Genomic DNA, 17534 nt, shown 5'->3' with positions numbered 1-17534 from the left:
AAGGTCAGGAAGCACAGTCTAAACTGCCCTTCCCGCCTTTTCACGCGTCTCAATCGCGCTATCATCGCCCGATTCTGCTGCCTTATTGCGGTTGACAACGGTGCGCAATAGCCGCGATGTCTTTCGGCGAGGTGCGGCAGCAACCGCCAATGAGACGTGCGCCAGCGTGTTGCCATTCAGGCAATTTGTCATGCAAGGTGCAGCCCGAAGGCGCGGAGTGCCAGGTTTTGCTGCTGGCATCATATTGCTCGCCAGAATTGGGATAAACCACCAGCGGTTTGTCGGTTAATGCCTGAAGCTGTTTCAGCGCAGGCGTAACGCTTTCCAGTGCCACGCAGTTAATCCCCAACGCCACCACTTGCGGCTGTGCATCAAGACAGGCCACGACCTCGCTCAACGGGGTTCCATCGCTGATGTGTTCCGCATCCCGCAGCGTGAATGAAAACCAGGCCACGCTGTCAGGAAATTCCGTCAGCAATTTCACCAGCGCCTGAGCTTCAGCAAACGAAGGCAAGGTTTCACATGCCAGCAGATCCGCGCCCGCTTCCAGCAGCGCTTTCACGCGGGGCCGGTGAAACGCCATCATTTCCGCTTCTGGCAGTGCGTAATCACCACGATACTCTGAGCCATCAGCCAGATAAGCGCCGTAAGGCCCAACTGAACCAGCCACCAGCAGCGTCTGTTGCGCGCCTTGCTGCGCAAGATAATCCTGACGAGCTCGTTTCGCCAGCTCAACGCTTTGCGTAATCAGCGCCAGCGATTGTGTTTCATCCAGACCTCGCGCCGCGAATCCCTGCGGCGTCGCTTGATAGCTGGCGGTAATCGCACAGCGCGCCCCGGCGGCAAAATAGTCATAATGCACCTGATAAATCAGCTCAGGGTTTTCCATTAATACCTTGGCAGACCACAGCGCATCAGCCAGATTGCAGCCACGCGCTTCCAGTTCAGTGGCCAGCGCGCCATCAAGAATCAGCGATTCAGATTCCGTTAGCGCCTGCGCGACAGGATTAAGCGACATCGTTGGCCTCCTCAGCCTCAGGGAATTTTTTATTTTTGTGCGTCATATGGTATGCGCCATAGCAAAGCAGCACAAACGGAATGCCGCACCACAAGGCGATGCGTTGAGTGGGATCGAATGCCAGACCTATACAGGCCATCAGGCAAAGCAGAAAGCCAAGAATCGGCGTCAGCGGATACAACGGTGCACGGTAAGCCAACGCGTTAAGCGACTTGCCTTGTTGAAGATGATGACGGCGGAACATGAAATGTGATGCGCAAATACTCAGCCATACTGCAACCACCGCAAAACCGGAAATCGCTGACAACGCCACGAACACCGTGTCTGGCGCAATCACGCTGGAAAACAGCGCTAACAGCCCGCCAATCATACTCATCGTGATAGCGAACAGCGGCACACCGCGTTTATTTACACGGGCAAAGGCGCGTGGCAGCGTGTTCTCATTGGCCAGCGACCACAACATACGACCTGACGCGTAAAGTCCCGAATTGGCGGCTGACAGAATCGCCGTCAGGATCACAAAGTTGATGATATCCGCCGCCCAGGGAATACCGATTTTCTCAAAAACCAGCACAAAGGGGCTTTTCACAATGCCCGCCTGATCCATGGGAATCAGCGCCGCCAACACCAGCACCGTACCGATAAAGAAGATGATCAGGCGCGCCACGGTGGTGCGGATCGCCAGCGGCAAGACTTTCTGGGGATTCTGCGTTTCGCCCGCTGCAATACCGATTAGCTCAGTGCCGGAGAAAGCAAAGTTTACCGCAACCATGGTCATCAAAATGGGTAACACGCCATTTGGCAACCAGCCATGCGCGGTGAGGTTACTCAAACCCGGCGCGGCCGTGCCATCTTTCAGCGGGATAAAGCCGAACATCGCGCCCGCCCCAAGAATGATGAAAGCAATAATCGTGATCACTTTGATCAGTGAGAACCAGAACTCTCCTTCCGCAAAGAAGCGAGTTGAGATGACATTCAACAGATAAATGGCGATACAGAAGACTAAACACCAGATCCAGACTGGCACCTGCGGGAACCAATACTGCATGCAAAAACCCGCGGCCGTCAGGCTTGAACCCAGCGCCACCGTCCAGGTCAGCCAGTAAAGCCAGGCCACGGTATAGCCGGTTGCCGGGCTAAGATAACGCGCAGCGTAAACGTGAAATGCGCCTGTTTCGGGCATTGCCACCGACAGTTCGCCAAGGCACACCATCACCAGCCAAACTACGAAAGCGCCAATCAAATAGGCCAATAATGTGCCTGCTGCGCCCGTGGTTGAAATAATGTAGCCGGTGTTAAAAAACAACCCAGTACCGATTACACCGCCCAGCGATAGCATCACCAGGTGGCGCGCTTTCATGGTTCTTTTGAAGGGATCCTGTGAAGGATTATTTTGCTCGCTCATAACTTTATCCGTATGGACGTCTAAACATCTATATCGAACAGCGTTATACGCGTCACAGCCAGGAATTGCAACGTGATGAAAGGTAAGGATTTGACAGCAGGCGGGTCAGAGCCCCGTCGCGGCGGGGCCTGATGCGTTAGCCAAAAACACTTTGCAGGTAGCGTTCAAGCGCCATGCGTGAACTGAAACCATGAGGAATACCATAATGTTCCTGCGAATCACCCGCCAGATAAAGCGGAAATTGGGTGTAATGATCACAGGTTTTCATTTCTGATGCCGGTTCAGCAAAAGGTTGGCTTTTCTCTTTTAGCGTCGGATGAATGACCAGCGCCGTGCGCCCCATTCGCGCTTCGCGATTAACATAAACGTAGTTGTCACCACGACGATATCCGTACGCGCGTGGCGTGATTTCATCCACTTCGAAACCCGCTTTTTCCAGTACGCGCGCTACCTCATCTGGTCGTAAATACATGCTTAATTCTCTCCTCTTCAAAAGCCTCGCAACCTTACAACAGCATGACAGACCTGGCGTTCGGAATTTTCCCTAAAGGCCACTCTCGCGTCTCGTTTAGCAAAAGGTCGTCTACACTCAGTATTACGTTTTAAATCAAAGGGAGCCAAAAAATGTTTAATCGAACCAGCAAAAACGATGACATTGATATTAATCAGGATGTGAACGAGCTCGCAGATTCACTCGAAGCATTGCTGAAATCTTACGGCAGCGATGCAAAAGATGAAGTGACCAACGCCCGCAGCCAGGCAGAGACGCTGCTTAAGCAAACGCGCGCTAAACTCAATGGCAGCGGAAATCGCGTATCCCAGGTCGCACGCGACGCAGGCTATCAGGTTGACGCTTACGTGCATGACAAACCGTGGCATGGCGTGGGTATCGGTGCAGCAGTAGGTATCGTGCTGGGTGCGCTGCTGGTTTCTCGCCGCTAACACCTAAAGTATTAACTAAGCCTCGCATTTTGCGGGGCTTTTTTATGCCTGTTTTTTGACCTCCCTCTTTACAAAATAATTTTTCAAATGCGGAAGGCGCATGGCAACTGGCGTTAGCCGCTTTCTGGCAGTACAAATCTCAAATCCCTATATATAGTGCGCTTGATCTCCACAAACACTACATCTAGTATTTAACTCATCAGCACGGCACAAGATGTCAGCAAGGACGAAGCCCACAGCAAACGGTATTTGCTTCGTATCTCGCGACCTGACCCCTTTACAGAGAGGAATACGAATCATGCGCATTATTATTTACACCAAAAACAATTGTGTCCAGTGTAATGCCACTAAAAATGCCATGGATCGTAACGGCATCGATTATCAGTTGATCAATCTCGATAGCCAACCCGAGGCTATCGATAACCTAAAATCGCTGGGTTATCGCCAGGTTCCAGTGGTTATGGCGGATGACGATCACTGGAGCGGTTTCCGTCCCGATAAAATCGCCAGCCTCCGTCAGCTTGCCGCTGTCGGCGGATAACGTCATGTTCCCACTGGTCTATTTTTCCAGCCAGTCGGAAAACACCCATCGATTCGTGACCCGACTGGGCTTGCCCGCCCGCCGCATTCCGCTTAACGCGAAACAACAGCTGCACATCGACCAGCCTTATATTCTGGTGGTGCCCAGCTATGGCGGCGGGAGCAGCCGTGGCGCTGTACCCAGGCAGGTCATTCAGTTTCTCAATGATGAAGCTAACCGACGCGGTATTCGCGGCGTCATTGCTGCCGGTAACCGCAACTTCGGCGAAGGATACTGCCTTGCGGGCGACATCATTGCGAAGAAATGCCAGGTTCCCCGTCTCTACCGATTTGAATTGATGGGAACCCCCGAAGATATCGCTAATGTAAAAGCGGGAGTAACCCAATTTTGGCAACAACAGACACCCTCAATAATCTGACGCTGGATTATCATTCGCTCAATGCCATGCTGAACTTGTACGATGCCGATGGCCGTATCCAGTTCGACAAAGATCATGAAGCGACGCGCCAGTTTTTCCTGCAGCACGTTCAACCCAACACGCTCGCCTTTGATTCGGCCGCTGAGCGTTTGCGCTACCTGGTGGCGGAAGGTTACTACGAAGCAGATGTGCTTAATCAATACGATTTCACTTTCTTGTGTGCTATCCACGACGAAGCCGATGCCTGGGGTTTTGAGTTCAAAACTTTTCTCGGCGCCTGGAAGTATTACACCAGCTACACGCTGAAAAGCTTCGATGGCAAACGCTATCTGGAAACCTTTGAACAGCGTGCTTGCATGGTGGCGCTGACACTGGCGCAGGGTGATGAAGTGCTGGCGCGTGCGCTGCTGGAAGAGATCCTCAGCGGCCGTTTCCAACCTGCAACACCGACGTTTCTAAACTGTGGCAAACAACAGCGCGGCGAACTGGTTTCCTGTTTCCTGCTGCGTATTGAAGACAATATGGAGTCGATTGGCCGGGCGGTGAACTCTGCGCTGCAACTTTCGAAGCGCGGCGGCGGCGTGGCTTTTCTGTTGTCCAACCTGCGTGAAGCGGGTGCCCCAATCAAGCGTATTGAAAACCAATCTTCCGGCGTGATTCCGGTGATGAAAATGCTTGAAGATGCGTTTTCTTATGCTAACCAGCTGGGTGCGCGTCAGGGCGCAGGCGCAGTTTGGCTCAACGCGCACCATCCCGACATTTTCCGTTTCCTTGATACAAAACGTGAAAATGCCGATGAAAAGATCCGCATTAAAACCTTGTCGCTTGGTGTCGTTATCCCCGACATCACTTTCCAACTGGCGAAAGAAAACCGCCCGATGGCACTGTTTTCACCGTATGACGTTGAGCGCATTTATGGCCAGGCATTTGGTGATATCAGCATCAGTGAGAAGTATGACGAAATGTTGGCGGACGATCGCATCCGTAAAACCTATATTCAACCCCGCGACTTCTTCCAGACGCTGGCTGAAATCCAGTTTGAATCGGGTTATCCCTACATCATGTTTGAAGACAGCGTAAACCGCAGCAACCCGATTGCCGGTCGCATCAACATGAGCAATCTCTGTTCTGAGATTTTGCAGGTCAACAGCGCCAGCGAATTCAATGACGATCTCGGTTATCGCCGCATCGGTAAAGATATCTCCTGCAATCTCGGTTCATTGAACATTGCGCATGCGATGGATTCCCACGATTTGGCACGCACAGTGGATGTCGCCGTGCGCGCGCTGACGTCGGTGTCAATGATGAGCCAGATCGATTCGGTGCCTTCGGTCGCCGAAGGGAATCGTCGATCACATGCCATTGGTTTAGGGCAGATGAATCTGCACGGTTACCTGGCGCGTGAAGGCATCGCCTACGGTTCACCTGAAGCGTTGGATTTCACCAATCTCTACTTCTATTGCGTAACCTATTATGCGCTGCGTACCTCGAACCGTTTGGCGGAAGAGCATCAGCAAACGTTTGAGGGTTTTACCGCGTCGAAATACGCCGATGGCAGCTACTTTGATAAATATTTGCAGCGCGAATGGTTGCCGCGTACCGAACGCGTGACACAGCTGTTTGCAGAGGCTGGCTTGACGTTACCGACGCATGCCGATTGGCTGGCGCTACGTGACGCAGTTATGAAACACGGTTTGTACAATCAAAACCTGCAGGCGATTCCGCCAACCGGTTCGATTTCATACATCAACCATGCGACCTCCAGCATTCACCCTATCGTGTCGCGCATCGAGATTCGTAAAGAGGGCAAAACGGGCCGTGTTTATTACCCCGCGCCGTTTATGACCAATGACAATCTCGACCTGTATCAGGACGCTTATCAGATTGGCCCGGAAGCGATTATCGATACTTACGCTGAAGCGACGCAACATGTTGACCAAGGCTTGTCACTGACGCTGTTTTTCCGCGATGACGTTACCACACGCGACATCAATAAAGCCCAGATCTATGCGTGGAAGAAAGGCATCAAGACGCTGTATTACATACGACTTCGTCAAATGGCGCTTCAAGGCACAGAGGTTCAAGGCTGCGTTTCTTGCGCGTTGTGATGAAAACTATTGAACTGAAAACTATGAAACTAAAACAAATTCAAGCAATTAACTGGAACCGCATTCAGGACGATAAAGATCTTGAGGTGTGGAACCGCCTGACCAGTAACTTTTGGCTGCCAGAAAAAGTGCCACTGTCCAACGACCTGCCCGCCTGGCAGTCGCTGGATAAGCAGCAGCAGCAGCTGACGATCCGGGTGTTTACTGGCCTGACGCTACTCGACACCATTCAAAACGTGATAGGTGCGCCGGGGCTAATGGATGATGCGATAACGCCGCATGAAGAGGCGGTACTGTCGAACATCAGCTTTATGGAAGCGGTACATGCACGCTCCTACAGCTCCATTTTTTCGACGTTATGCAATACCAATGATGTGGATGCCGCTTACGCGTGGAGCGAACAAAATGAACCGCTGCAAAACAAGGCGCGTATCATCCTTGAGCATTATCGTGCCGATGATCCGCTAAAGAAGAAAATCGCCAGCGTGTTTCTGGAATCATTTCTTTTCTACTCCGGTTTCTGGCTGCCAATGTATTGGTCGAGCCGCGGCAAACTCACCAATACCGCCGATTTGATTCGCCTGATCATTCGCGATGAAGCCGTACACGGTTATTACATCGGTTATAAGTTCCAAAAAGCTTTAGAAAAGGTCGATGAAGGCCGCCGCGAAGAGCTGCAACAGTTTGCTTACGATCTGCTGCTGGCGTTGTATGAAAATGAGGTAGCTTACACCGACGCGCTGTATGCCGATGTGGGCTGGGCTGATGAAGTCAAAACCTTCCTGCATTACAACGCCAACAAGGCGTTGATGAACCTTGGCTATGAAGCGTTATTCCCGGCGGAGTTGACCACGGTTAACCCAGCAATTCTTTCTGCACTTTCACCTAACGCAGACGAAAACCACGACTTTTTCTCGGGTTCAGGTTCTTCGTACGTAATGGGAAAAGCGGTAGAAACCGAAGACGAAGACTGGAACTTCTAATTTCCCCAATCGGGCCACTTTAGGCCCGAATAATTCTGCATTACACCCCGCATTCATTCGCATAATCCCACTCTATTTTTTTTAATATATCCGTTCAATTAAATCATCATTTCACCGTCCATTCTGCTGCAATACGGCCTCTCTTTTAGCCGCTTTCACAACCAAACAGGCTGAAACAGGATTAAATTCGCTTTGCGATTTCAAAAAAATAATTTAGCCGCATCCCTTACAGGCACTAGGAATATTCGCCATTGACACGCTTTCAGGGCGCGCCAATATCTGACTCAGGGTTGTCAGATAATCTGAGTATGCTACGGTATGGCCTGCTTAAATTTCATCGGGAAAGCAGTTTGATATTAAAAAATTTAACCAGGATTGTATTACTGCATGGCAATTAAACTCGAAGTAAAAAATCTCTATAAGATATTTGGCGACAATCCAGAACGCGCCTTTAAATACATAGAAAAGGGAGAAGGAAAGGACGTTATTCTCGAGAAAACCGGTTTATCTCTCGGGGTTAAAAATGCCAGTCTGGCCATTGAAGAAGGCGAGATATTCGTCATCATGGGGTTATCCGGCTCAGGAAAATCGACCATGGTTCGCCTTCTCAATCGTCTGATAGAGCCCACTCGCGGCCAGGTCATCATTGATGGTGTCGATATTGCCAAAATATCGGACAGCGAACTGCGTGAAGTGCGCAGAAATAAGATCAGCATGGTATTCCAGTCATTCGCGCTCATGCCACATATGAACGTGCTAAATAATACGGCTTTTGGCATGGAATTAGCGGGTGTTGATGTTGTTGAACGTCAGGAAAAAGCGTTAGATGCGTTACGTCAGGTTGGCCTGGAAAATTATGCCCATGCTTACCCCGATGAACTTTCTGGTGGTATGCGTCAACGCGTTGGATTAGCCCGCGCATTAGCCATTAATCCTGACATATTATTAATGGATGAAGCCTTCTCTGCACTTGATCCGCTTATTCGCACCGAGATGCAGGATGAGCTGGTAAAATTACAGGCTAAACATCAGCGTACCATTGTATTTATTTCCCACGATCTTGATGAAGCGATGCGTATTGGCGATCGCATTGCCATTATGCAAGGCGGTGAAGTGGTTCAGGTGGGAACGCCGGATGAAATCCTCAATAATCCGGCCAATGATTATGTGCGCACCTTCTTCCGCGGCGTGGATATTAGCCATGTTTTCAGCGCCAAAGATATTGCTCGTCGCAGCGCTGGCGCGTTAATTCGTAAAGCGGCTGGTTTTGGTCCTCGTTCCGCCATTAAATTGCTGCAGGATGAAGATCGTGAATATGGCTACGTGCTGGAAAAACAGAAATTTGTCGGCGTTGTTTCAACCGATTCACTTAAAGCGGCTTTAGCGGCGGGAGAAGGCCTCGACAGCGCCCTGCTCTCGCTTCCTGCTGCGGTTCCTGCGGATACCTCGCTGAATGATTTGCTCTCGCATGTGGCTCAGGCGCCTTGCGCCGTGCCGGTTATCGGAGAAGAGAATCAGTACGTCGGTATCATTTCAAAGAGCATGCTATTACGCGCTTTAGATCGTGAAGGAGCCCAGCAATGAGTAAAGATGCAAGCAATCCGTGGGACGCTGCCAGCACACCCGCACAAACACCCCCACCAGCAGCCGATCAAAGCAGCGATCCCTGGTCAAGTCCAAGCAATGCAACTTCGCCTGCCGACAGCAGCAATGCTGCAACACCAAGCGATGGAGGCGGCGCTGATGCATGGGGTGCTTCAGGCAGCAGCGGTGGGCATGATGCCGCAGCCAGCAGCAGCGACTGGTTAAACAGCGCGCCTGCGCCGCAGCCCGAGCATTTCAACCTGATGGACCCGTTTCATAAAACATGGATTCCGCTCGATCATTGGGTAACTGAAGGGATTGATTGGGTAGTGACCCATTTCCGTCCGCTGTTCCAAGGCATTCGCGTACCGATTGATTACATTCTTAGCGCGTTCCAGCAGATGCTGATGGGTATGCCTGCGCCTGTCGCGATTGTGCTGTTTGCACTCATCGCCTGGCAAATTGCCACGCCGGCAATGGGAATCGCCACGCTGATTTCACTGATTTTGATTGGTGCGATTGGTGCATGGTCACAAGCGATGGTGACGTTGGCGCTGGTATTAACCGCGCTGCTGTTCTGTATCCTTATTGGATTGCCGTTGGGGATTTGGTTAGCGCGCAGTGAACGTGCGGGACGTATTGTGCGTCCGCTGCTGGATGCGATGCAAACCACACCCGCCTTCGTTTATCTGGTGCCGATTGTGATGTTATTCGGTATCGGTAACGTGCCTGGCGTCGTGGTGACCATTATTTTTGCTTTGCCGCCCATTGTGCGCCTGACCATTCTTGGCATTAAACAGGTGCCTGCCGATCTGATCGAAGCGAGCGAATCTTTTGGTGCCAGCCCGCGTCAAATGTTGTTCAAAGTACAGTTACCGCTGGCGATGCCAACCATCATGGCGGGTGTCAACCAGACACTGATGCTGGCGCTGTCAATGGTGGTTATCGCGTCGATGATCGCCGTGGGCGGCTTGGGACAGATGGTATTACGCGGTATTGGTCGTCTTGATATGGGCCTCGCCACTGTTGGCGGCGTGGGCATCGTGATCCTCGCCATTATTCTTGACCGACTCACGCAATCAATGGGCCGCGATAGCCGCAGCCGTGGCAATCGCCACTGGTATTACTCTGGCCCGATTGGCCTGCTTTTATCCCCTTTCCGCAAAAAATGATTTTTCGGGCGGCACGCTGTGCCGCCAGCCTTGAAGCGACACCTAAAAATAAGGAATGACTATGCGCAAGACAGCTCCTCTGCTCGCCGCCGTGTTAACGACTTTCGCCGTTTCACACGTCTCCGCTGCCGACCTGCCAGGCAAAGGCATTACAGTTAAACCGGTTCAAAGCACCATTTCTGAAGAGACTTTTCAGACACTGCTGGTTAGCCGTGCGTTAGAAAAACTGGGTTACACCGTCGAAAAACCGAGTGAAGTCGATTACAACGTTGGCTATACCACCATTGCTGCGGGCGATGCCACATTCATCGCGACCAACTGGAAACCGCTGCATGATGATATGTATAAAGCGGCTGGCGGCGATGCAAAATTTTATCGGGCAGGAACCTATGTTACAGGTGCCGCGCAAGGCTACCTGATTGACAAGAAAACAGCTGAACAGCACCACATTACAAATATTGAGCAGTTGAAAGATCCGAAGATTGCCAAGCTTTTCGATACCAATGGTGACGGCAAAGCCGATATGACAGGCTGCACACCGGGCTGGGGCTGCGAAGCGGTCATCAATCATCAGATCAATGCCTTCGGCCTGAGCAATACGGTGGAGCACAACCAAGGTAATTACTCTGCGATGATTGCCGACACCATCACGCGCTTCAAGCAGGGTAAACCGGTTCTCTATTATACCTGGACACCGTATTGGGTCAGCGATGTATTAAAACCAGGCCGTGATGTGGTGTGGTTACAGGTGCCTTTTTCATCCATGCCGGGTGAACAGAAAAATGTCGATACCAAGTTACCGAATGGCTCAAACTACGGCTTCCCGGTGAACACCATGCATATCGTGGCAAACAAAGCCTGGGCTGAGAAAAACCCAGCCGCCGCGAAACTGTTCTCCGAAATGAAACTGCCGCTGGCCGATATCAACGCAGAAAATGCCGCCATGCACGATGGACAATCTTCTGAAGATGCTATCAATGGTCACGTTGATGGTTGGATCAAAGGCCATCAGGCTGAATTTGATAAATGGGTAACCGATGCCCAGGCTGCTGCTAAATAAAAAGCCACAAAACGATCAAGGGCGGAACTTTCCGCCCTTTTTTGATCTTTTTCCACTGGTATGTCCTGTTAATTAACACAACATTGAAATAGTTTTTTGAGTTACTATTAACTCATTATGATTATTACCCACCGTTCCCCTCAATGAATGCTTCCCGCCAGCGCTTAACGCCTGCATTAGTCCTGCTAATGTCGGTCGCTACAGGTTTGTCGGTTGCTAGCAATTATTATGTGCAGCCTCTGCTTCATACCATTGCTCAACAGTTTGATCTCTCAGTCAATCTAGCGGGATTTATCGTGACAGTCGCACAACTCGGCTATGCCTGCGGATTACTGCTGCTGGTTCCGCTGGGCGACATGCTGGAGCGGCGCGGACTGATCGTTGTCATGAGTTTGCTGGCCGCAGGCGGCATGGTGATCACGGCCCTCTCCTCTTCGTTTGCCTTGTTACTGCTCGGTACGTTGATTACTGGCCTGTTTTCGGTGGTCGCACAAATTCTGGTGCCACTGGCCGCCACGTTGGCCGATCCAGATCGGCGCGGGAAAATTGTCGGCACGGTAATGAGCGGCCTGTTGTTAGGCATTTTGCTGGCGCGAACTGTTGCAGGTTTATTAACGCAGTTTGGCGGATGGCGTACCGTTTACTGGACCGCCAGCCTCTTAATGGCGCTGATGGCCGTGGCCTTGTGGCGCTTTTTGCCATCGGCCAGGCAATCGGTTTCGCTGAATTATCCTCAACTGTTACGGTCCATTTTCCGTTTATATGCTGAAAATCGGGTGATTCGCACCCGCGCTTATACCGGTTGCCTCTCTTTCGCGAACTTCAGTGTAATGTGGACTTCGATGGCATTTCTGCTCTCTTCGCCACCTTACAATTTTTCGGAAAGCCAGATAGGTCTGCTGGGTTTGGTTGGCGCGGCAGGTGCACTGGCGGCACGTCAGGCCGGTGCGTTAGCCGATAAAGGCAAAGCAAAACTCACGACCAGCGCTGGCCTACTGATCATGCTGGCATCGTGGGCCGCTATTGCGTTGGGAGCACATTATCTTACTGCGCTGATTATCGGCATTTTGCTGCTCGATCTGGCTGTGCAAGCCGTTCACATCACCAATCAAAGCGTAATTTATGCGCAAAAGCCGGAGGCACGTAATCGCCTCAACGCCGGTTACATGACCAGCTATTTTATCGGTGGTGCCTTCGGTTCACTCTTGTCAGCCAATGCTTACCATCTTGCGGGTTGGTATGGCGTCTGTGCTGCAGGTGCCTTAATGACATTAGTGAACCTTTTGATTTGGTGGCGTGGGCACCGTTTTGAGAATGTTTAGGAAACGTAAAAGCGCCACCAAACTTTTGGTTGTGTCTGGTCACATTTGATTGGCTTTGTTATTGTTAGGCATAAAGCTATTCACTAAAGTTATTTTTTCTCGCGAAATTATTTGCTTTCGCACCGTTTTGATAGCGCATGCTGCCGCTGTTTGGCGCAGCGGGCGCGGGTTTCGCGCCCAAGGTCAGGGATAGACCTGGAATCACCCGATGTTGACAGTGTGATCGTTCCCAATCACCAGCGGAAAATATGACCCCGATTATTCTGTCACCATAGTTATTATACTAGTTGCAATTAGTGAGGTTTTTTAAATGGAAAGTTCGTTTACTCCCATTGAACAGATGCTAAACATCCGTGCTAACCGCCATAAAGATTTCCCGTTGCAGGAGATCATTCTGACGCGCCTGTGTATGCACATGCAGGGAAAGCTGTTAGACAACCGCAACAAAATGCTCAAGGCGCAGGGAATTAACGAAACCTTGTTTATGGCGCTGATTACGCTGGATGCGCAAGAAAACCAGAGCATCCAACCCTCAGAACTCAGCTCAGCGCTGGGCTCGTCGCGCACCAATGCTACGCGCATTGCCGATGAGCTGGAAAAGCGCGGCTGGATTGAACGTCGTGAAAGCGAACACGATCGCCGTTGCCTGCACCTGCATCTGACCGAAAAAGGCAATGACTTCCTGCGACAGGTTCTGCCGCCACAGCATCAAAGCCTGCAATATTTGTGGTCTTCTTTGTCGGTAGATGAGAAGTCACAACTGGAAGGGATTACCCGTAAGTTGCTTAACCGCTTAGATAAAATGGACGAAGATCAGCTTATCGCCTCGCTGTCGCGCTAATAGCAAGAAGTGCGACACAATCACCCTTCGAAACCGTTATTTTAATCCCCTTTTTATCAGGCCAGCGCTCAGTCGCTGGCTTTTTTCGACTCGGGCGTCTGCGAGAAGGGATCCCCGCACCCCGGTTAAATGGAAAACGTGGAGAACGACATGAGTGCAACGGCAGAAGCACAAAGCCCGCAACAGCCTGGAAATAAAAAGAAAAAGCGCAAAGTTGTGCTAACAGGGCTGGCGATCATCTTTGTGCTGATCGGTATTGCGTGGCTGGTTTATTGGTTTTTGGTGCTGCGTCACTATCAGGAAACAGATGACGCTTATGTTGCCGGTAACCAGGTGCAGGTGATGGCACAGGTTTCAGGTAGCGTGAATAAAGTGTGGTTCGACGACACTGATTTCGTCAAAAAAGGAGATGTGCTGGTTTCGCTGGATAAAACTGATGCCGAACAGGCATTTGAAAAAGCGCAAACGGCGTTAGCCACCAGCGTACGTCAAACGCATCAGCTGATGATTAACGGCAAACAATACCAAGCCAGCATCAAGCTACAGCAAACTGCTTTGCAGCAAGCCGAAGCCGATCTGAAGCGCCGCGAACCGCTAGGCGCTTCTAACCTGATTGGTCGTGAAGAGCTGCAACACTCGCGTGATGCAGTAGCCACAGCCAAAGCACAGCTCGATGTCGCTGAACAGCAATACAACGCGAATCAGGCGATGATTCTCCAGACCTCGCTGGAAAACCAGCCAGCGGTAAAACAGAGCGCCGCAGAGCTACGTGATGCCTGGTTGGCGTTGCAGCGTACCGATATTCGTAGCCCAATGGATGGATATGTTTCGCGTCGTAGCGTGCAAGTTGGTTCACAGATCAGCACCAGCACGCCGTTAATGGCAGTGGTGCCTGCCACCAATTTGTGGGTGGATGCCAACTTTAAAGAGACTCAGCTGGCAGGCGTGCGTATCGGCCAGCCCGCCACCGTGGTCGCTGATATTTATGGCGATGAAGTGGTTTATCACGGCAAAGTTGTGGGGCTTGATATGGGCACCGGCAGCGCCTTTTCGCTGTTGCCCGCGCAGAACGCAACCGGGAACTGGATCAAAGTGGTTCAGCGTCTGCCGGTACGTATCGAGCTGAATCAGCAAGATATTGCTCAACATCCGCTGCGTATTGGCCTTTCAACTTTGGTGAAAGTGGATACCAGCGTGACGGGCGGCAGTGCGCTGGCCACCAGCGTACGCCAACAAGCGGCTTACAGCAGTAATGCGCTGGCGATTGACCTCATGCCGGTTAATCAGCTGATCACCGATATCGTCCGCGCCAACGCCGGATGATGATGCGGAGGCTGTAATGGCACAAAAACCGCTTGAAGGGATGCCGCTGGTCTTAATGACCATCGCGTTGTCGCTGGCGACGTTCATGCAGGTACTGGACTCGACCATTGCTAACGTGGCTATTCCTACTATCGCCGGTAATCTCGGCGCCTCGAACTCTCAAGGCACATGGGTTATTACCTCGTTCGGGGTGGCAAACGCTATCTCGATCCCGATTACCGGCTGGCTGGCAAAACGCATTGGTGAAGTGAAGCTGTTCACCTGGGCAACCATCCTGTTTGCTATCGCCTCTTGGGCGTGCGGCATGTCAGAAAGCCTGGAAATGCTGATTTTCTTCCGCGTGATTCAAGGCATTGTTGCTGGCCCGCTGATTCCGCTGTCGCAAAGTTTGCTACTGAGTAATTACCCTCCGGCGAAGCGCAGTATCGCGCTGTCGCTGTGGGCGATGACGGTGATCGTGGCCCCTATTTGTGGCCCGATTCTCGGTGGCTGGATCAGTGACAATTATCATTGGGGTTGGATCTTCTTCATTAACGTGCCGATTGGGGCGGTAGTGGTGATGTTAACGCTGCAAACCTTGCGTGGCCGCGAAACCAAAACCGAAATCCGTCCTATTGATATGGTCGGGTTAGTGTTGTTAGTAGTCGGCATTGGTTGTTTGCAGGTGATGCTGGATCGCGGCAAAGAGCTCGACTGGTTTAGCTCAACGGAGATCATTGTGCTAGCCGTTGTGGCGGTGATTGCCTTAGCGGTGCTACTGGTTTGGGAGCTGACTGACGACCATCCAATAGTCGATTTGTCCTTGTTTAAATCACGTAATTTCACTATCGGCTGTTTGTCGATTAGCCTGGCTTACATGCTCTACTTCGGCTCGATTGTTTTGCTGCCGCAGCTATTGCAGGAGGTATATGGCTACACGGCAACCTGGGCAGGACTGGCGTCAGCGCCGGTCGGGATTATCCCGGTTATCCTGTCGCCAATTATTGGCCGCTTTGCCCATAAGCTGGATATGCGTCGTCTGGTGACCTTTAGCTTTATTATGTATGCCGTCTGTTTTTACTGGCGTGCATACACGTTCGAACCAGGCATGGATTTTGGCGCATCGGCATGGCCGCAGTTTATTCAGGGCTTTGCGGTAGCGTGCTTCTTTATGCCGCTGACGACGATTACTTTGTCGGGTTTAACGCCGGATCGACTGGCGGCAGCCTCAAGTCTGTCGAACTTTGTCCGAACGCTAGCGGGCTCGATTGGCACGTCGATTACCACTACCCTGTGGACCGATCGCGAATCCATGCATCACAGCTATTTGTCGGAATCTGTAACGCCATATAATGTTAATTCGCAGCAGATGTACGATAAGTTGGAAAGTATGGGCATGACACATCAGCAAGCGTCAGCTTATATCGCGCAGCAAATTACCAATCAGGGATTGATCATCTCGGCAAACGAGATTTTCTGGGCATCGGCGGGCGTATTTTTGATTCTGCTGGTGCTGATTTGGTTTGCGCGTCCACCTTTTGGTGCGGGTGGCGGTGGCGGCGGTGCGCACTAACGCTAAAAGCAAAACGGGCCTTTCGGCCCGTTTTTTTATGCGTTTTGACGCCACCATTCGGCGAGCAATACGCCGGTCGCAACCGAGACGTTGAGGCTTTCAACGTTACCGGTTCCGCCGATTGACACACTCATGTCGCCCTGCTGGAAAGCACTGTCCGACAAGCCTTCGCGCTCCTGGCCCAATACCAACACCATTTTGGCCGGCAATTTAGCCTTCGCCAATGGCGTACCTTCATGACTTGACGTCGTGACAATGGTGTAACCGGCTTTACGGAACGCTTCAAGTCCTTCGTTGAAGGAATAAGCACTGATGGATTGCACGTGCTCTGCTCCGCCTTCCGCGGTGCGAACAGCCGCACCCGATTCCAGCAGCGAAGCATCATTCACCAGCACACCTTTCACACCGAAGTGCGCGCAGCTTCGCATAATGCCGCCGAGGTTGTGTGGGTTGCTGACATCTTCCAACGCTAAGATGCAATCTTTTTCATCGGCTTTGCTCAACCACTCTGATACCGCCATGCCCATGCGTTTTTTAATCAGGAAACAAACGCCGCCATGATGTTCAGTGCCTGAAGCTTTGGTGATCTCAGCATCTTCTACTACATGGTAGGCTTTGCGATTTGCCGCTAACCAGCGCAGCGCTTCACGGAAACGCGGCGTCACTTCCTGAACAAACCAGGCGCGTACAATCGCTTCCGGGCGGCTCTGGAACAGCGCCTGACAAGCGTTTTCACCATAAACACGCGTCTCTTCTAAACGCTGACGGCGAATCTGTTCTGGATCGACAAAACTTTTACCGCTGATGCCGCCGTGATCGGGTTTGTCATCTGCTGCTTCAGTTGAAGCAGACGGCGGACGGGAAATGGTACGCCAAGGTGAATCTTCGCCGCCACCGCGTGGTTTACGGCTGTCGTCGAAACGGTCATTGCGTGCACCTGAAGAGCGACCTTCGTTGCGGTCGTTGCGCGGGCCTGAAGAGCGGCCTTCATTACGGTCACTGCGAGGGCCAGAAGGACGCGCTTCGCTGCGGTCACCATATGGACCGGAAGAACGGCCTTCATTACGGTCATTGCGTGGACCTGAAGAGCGGCCTTCATTACGTTCAGTGCGGGGACCAGAAGAACGACGAGTATCTTCCTGGCGGGCAGCGGGACGGCCACCTTTGCCTGTACGAGGATTGGGTGCACGTGCACTTTTATCGTCCTCGCCACGCACATACATCACTTTGACCTTACCACTTTTGCCTTTAAATTCGTCGTTCAT

Annotated in this window: 16 protein-coding genes; 12 read left to right on the top strand and 4 right to left on the bottom strand. The window is 51.7% G+C overall.

The features are described from left to right. Positions 1 to 82 precede the first annotated feature (82 nt). The 3 genes from mmuM to KQP84_RS07555 form a co-directional block, all read right to left on the bottom strand. A complete protein-coding gene (gene mmuM / locus KQP84_RS07565; RefSeq protein ID WP_215845814.1) occupies positions 83 to 1018 on the bottom strand; it encodes a homocysteine S-methyltransferase in 936 nt (311 codons plus the stop codon). After that, positions 1008 to 2423, bottom strand: coding sequence for an S-methylmethionine permease (gene mmuP, locus KQP84_RS07560; RefSeq protein ID WP_215845813.1), 1416 nt, complete (start codon positions 2421 to 2423; stop codon positions 1008 to 1010). The genes mmuM and mmuP overlap by 11 nt, the downstream gene beginning before the upstream one ends. A gap of 136 nt (positions 2424 to 2559) precedes the next feature. Then, a complete protein-coding gene (locus KQP84_RS07555) occupies positions 2560 to 2895 on the bottom strand; it encodes a DUF2002 family protein (protein WP_031376461.1) in 336 nt (111 codons plus the stop codon). Between the two features lie 152 nt (positions 2896 to 3047). Here KQP84_RS07555 and KQP84_RS07550 point away from each other — a divergent pair, with 152 nt between their 5' ends. The 12 genes from KQP84_RS07550 to emrB all read left to right on the top strand — a co-directional run bounded on the left by KQP84_RS07550 (position 3048) and on the right by emrB (position 16269). Next, on the top strand, positions 3048 to 3365 hold the full coding sequence (locus tag KQP84_RS07550) for a DUF883 family protein (protein WP_215845812.1): 318 nt from the start codon (positions 3048 to 3050) through the stop codon (positions 3363 to 3365). A gap of 298 nt (positions 3366 to 3663) precedes the next feature. Next, entirely contained in the window at positions 3664 to 3906 is a 243-nt protein-coding gene (locus tag KQP84_RS07545) for a redoxin NrdH (protein ID WP_215845811.1), read from the top strand. 4 nt (positions 3907 to 3910) lie between these two features. Continuing rightward, positions 3911 to 4324: a class Ib ribonucleoside-diphosphate reductase assembly flavoprotein NrdI gene (nrdI, locus tag KQP84_RS07540; protein ID WP_215845810.1), complete on the top strand. Its 414-nt coding sequence runs from the start codon at positions 3911 to 3913 to the stop codon at positions 4322 to 4324. Continuing rightward, a complete protein-coding gene (nrdE, locus tag KQP84_RS07535; RefSeq protein WP_215845809.1) occupies positions 4294 to 6432 on the top strand; it encodes a class 1b ribonucleoside-diphosphate reductase subunit alpha in 2139 nt (712 codons plus the stop codon). Before nrdI ends, nrdE begins: the two co-directional genes overlap by 31 nt. Positions 6433 to 6455: 23 nt before the next feature. Beyond that, positions 6456 to 7415, top strand: coding sequence for a class 1b ribonucleoside-diphosphate reductase subunit beta (gene nrdF, locus KQP84_RS07530; protein WP_215845808.1), 960 nt, complete (start codon positions 6456 to 6458; stop codon positions 7413 to 7415). Positions 7416 to 7802: 387 nt separating this feature from the next. Then, positions 7803 to 8999, top strand: coding sequence for a glycine betaine/L-proline ABC transporter ATP-binding protein ProV (gene proV, locus KQP84_RS07525; RefSeq protein WP_215845807.1), 1197 nt, complete (start codon positions 7803 to 7805; stop codon positions 8997 to 8999). Beyond that, the gene (gene proW / locus KQP84_RS07520; protein ID WP_215845806.1) at positions 8996 to 10171 is read left to right on the top strand and encodes a glycine betaine/L-proline ABC transporter permease ProW; all 1176 of its coding nucleotides are present in this window, start codon (positions 8996 to 8998) and stop codon (positions 10169 to 10171) included. The genes proV and proW overlap by 4 nt, the downstream gene beginning before the upstream one ends. Before the next feature lie 61 nt (positions 10172 to 10232). Continuing rightward, positions 10233 to 11231 (top strand): glycine betaine/L-proline ABC transporter substrate-binding protein ProX, encoded by a 999-nt coding sequence (gene proX / locus KQP84_RS07515; RefSeq protein WP_215845805.1) that lies wholly within the window; start codon positions 10233 to 10235, stop codon positions 11229 to 11231. A gap of 143 nt (positions 11232 to 11374) precedes the next feature. Beyond that, positions 11375 to 12553: an MFS transporter gene (locus KQP84_RS07510; RefSeq protein WP_215845804.1), complete on the top strand. Its 1179-nt coding sequence runs from the start codon at positions 11375 to 11377 to the stop codon at positions 12551 to 12553. 310 nt (positions 12554 to 12863) lie between these two features. Beyond that, on the top strand, positions 12864 to 13394 hold the full coding sequence (mprA, locus tag KQP84_RS07505) for a transcriptional repressor MprA (protein ID WP_215845803.1): 531 nt from the start codon (positions 12864 to 12866) through the stop codon (positions 13392 to 13394). Between the two features lie 150 nt (positions 13395 to 13544). Then, positions 13545 to 14717, top strand: coding sequence for a multidrug efflux MFS transporter periplasmic adaptor subunit EmrA (gene emrA, locus KQP84_RS07500; RefSeq protein WP_215845802.1), 1173 nt, complete (start codon positions 13545 to 13547; stop codon positions 14715 to 14717). Between the two features lie 16 nt (positions 14718 to 14733). Beyond that, complete coding sequence (emrB, locus tag KQP84_RS07495; RefSeq protein WP_215845801.1) at positions 14734 to 16269, top strand: multidrug efflux MFS transporter permease subunit EmrB; 1536 nt, start codon at positions 14734 to 14736, stop codon at positions 16267 to 16269. 35 nt (positions 16270 to 16304) lie between these two features. Here emrB and KQP84_RS07490 read toward each other — a convergent pair whose 3' ends face one another. Beyond that, positions 16305 to 17534 carry a tRNA/rRNA methyltransferase gene (locus KQP84_RS07490; protein WP_215845800.1) on the bottom strand — a complete coding sequence of 410 codons (1230 nt, stop codon included), beginning with the start codon at positions 17532 to 17534 and terminating at the stop codon, positions 16305 to 16307.

The organism is Candidatus Pantoea bituminis (genome assembly GCF_018842675.1).
GTDB lineage: Bacteria > Pseudomonadota > Gammaproteobacteria > Enterobacterales > Enterobacteriaceae > Pantoea > Pantoea phytostimulans.
The sequence above is the reverse complement of the archived record's forward strand: the minus strand, read 5'-3'. Positions and strand labels throughout refer to the sequence as shown.

Coding starts and splice junctions, on each gene's coding strand:
- emrB (WP_215845801.1), top strand. CDS start 14,734: ATGGCACAAAAACCGCTTGAAGGGATGCCGCTGGTCTTAATGACCATC.
- nrdI (WP_215845810.1), top strand. CDS start 3,911: ATGTTCCCACTGGTCTATTTTTCCAGCCAGTCGGAAAACACCCATCGA.
- mmuP (WP_215845813.1), bottom strand. CDS start 2,423: ATGAGCGAGCAAAATAATCCTTCACAGGATCCCTTCAAAAGAACCATG.
- KQP84_RS07510 (WP_215845804.1), top strand. CDS start 11,375: ATGAATGCTTCCCGCCAGCGCTTAACGCCTGCATTAGTCCTGCTAATG.
- mmuM (WP_215845814.1), bottom strand. CDS start 1,018: ATGTCGCTTAATCCTGTCGCGCAGGCGCTAACGGAATCTGAATCGCTG.
- proX (WP_215845805.1), top strand. CDS start 10,233: ATGCGCAAGACAGCTCCTCTGCTCGCCGCCGTGTTAACGACTTTCGCC.
- KQP84_RS07555 (WP_031376461.1), bottom strand. CDS start 2,895: ATGTATTTACGACCAGATGAGGTAGCGCGCGTACTGGAAAAAGCGGGT.
- KQP84_RS07550 (WP_215845812.1), top strand. CDS start 3,048: ATGTTTAATCGAACCAGCAAAAACGATGACATTGATATTAATCAGGAT.
- nrdF (WP_215845808.1), top strand. CDS start 6,456: ATGAAACTAAAACAAATTCAAGCAATTAACTGGAACCGCATTCAGGAC.
- mprA (WP_215845803.1), top strand. CDS start 12,864: ATGGAAAGTTCGTTTACTCCCATTGAACAGATGCTAAACATCCGTGCT.
- KQP84_RS07545 (WP_215845811.1), top strand. CDS start 3,664: ATGCGCATTATTATTTACACCAAAAACAATTGTGTCCAGTGTAATGCC.
- proW (WP_215845806.1), top strand. CDS start 8,996: ATGAGTAAAGATGCAAGCAATCCGTGGGACGCTGCCAGCACACCCGCA.
- KQP84_RS07490 (WP_215845800.1), bottom strand. CDS start 17,534: ATGAACGACGAATTTAAAGGCAAAAGTGGTAAGGTCAAAGTGATGTAT.
- emrA (WP_215845802.1), top strand. CDS start 13,545: ATGAGTGCAACGGCAGAAGCACAAAGCCCGCAACAGCCTGGAAATAAA.
- proV (WP_215845807.1), top strand. CDS start 7,803: ATGGCAATTAAACTCGAAGTAAAAAATCTCTATAAGATATTTGGCGAC.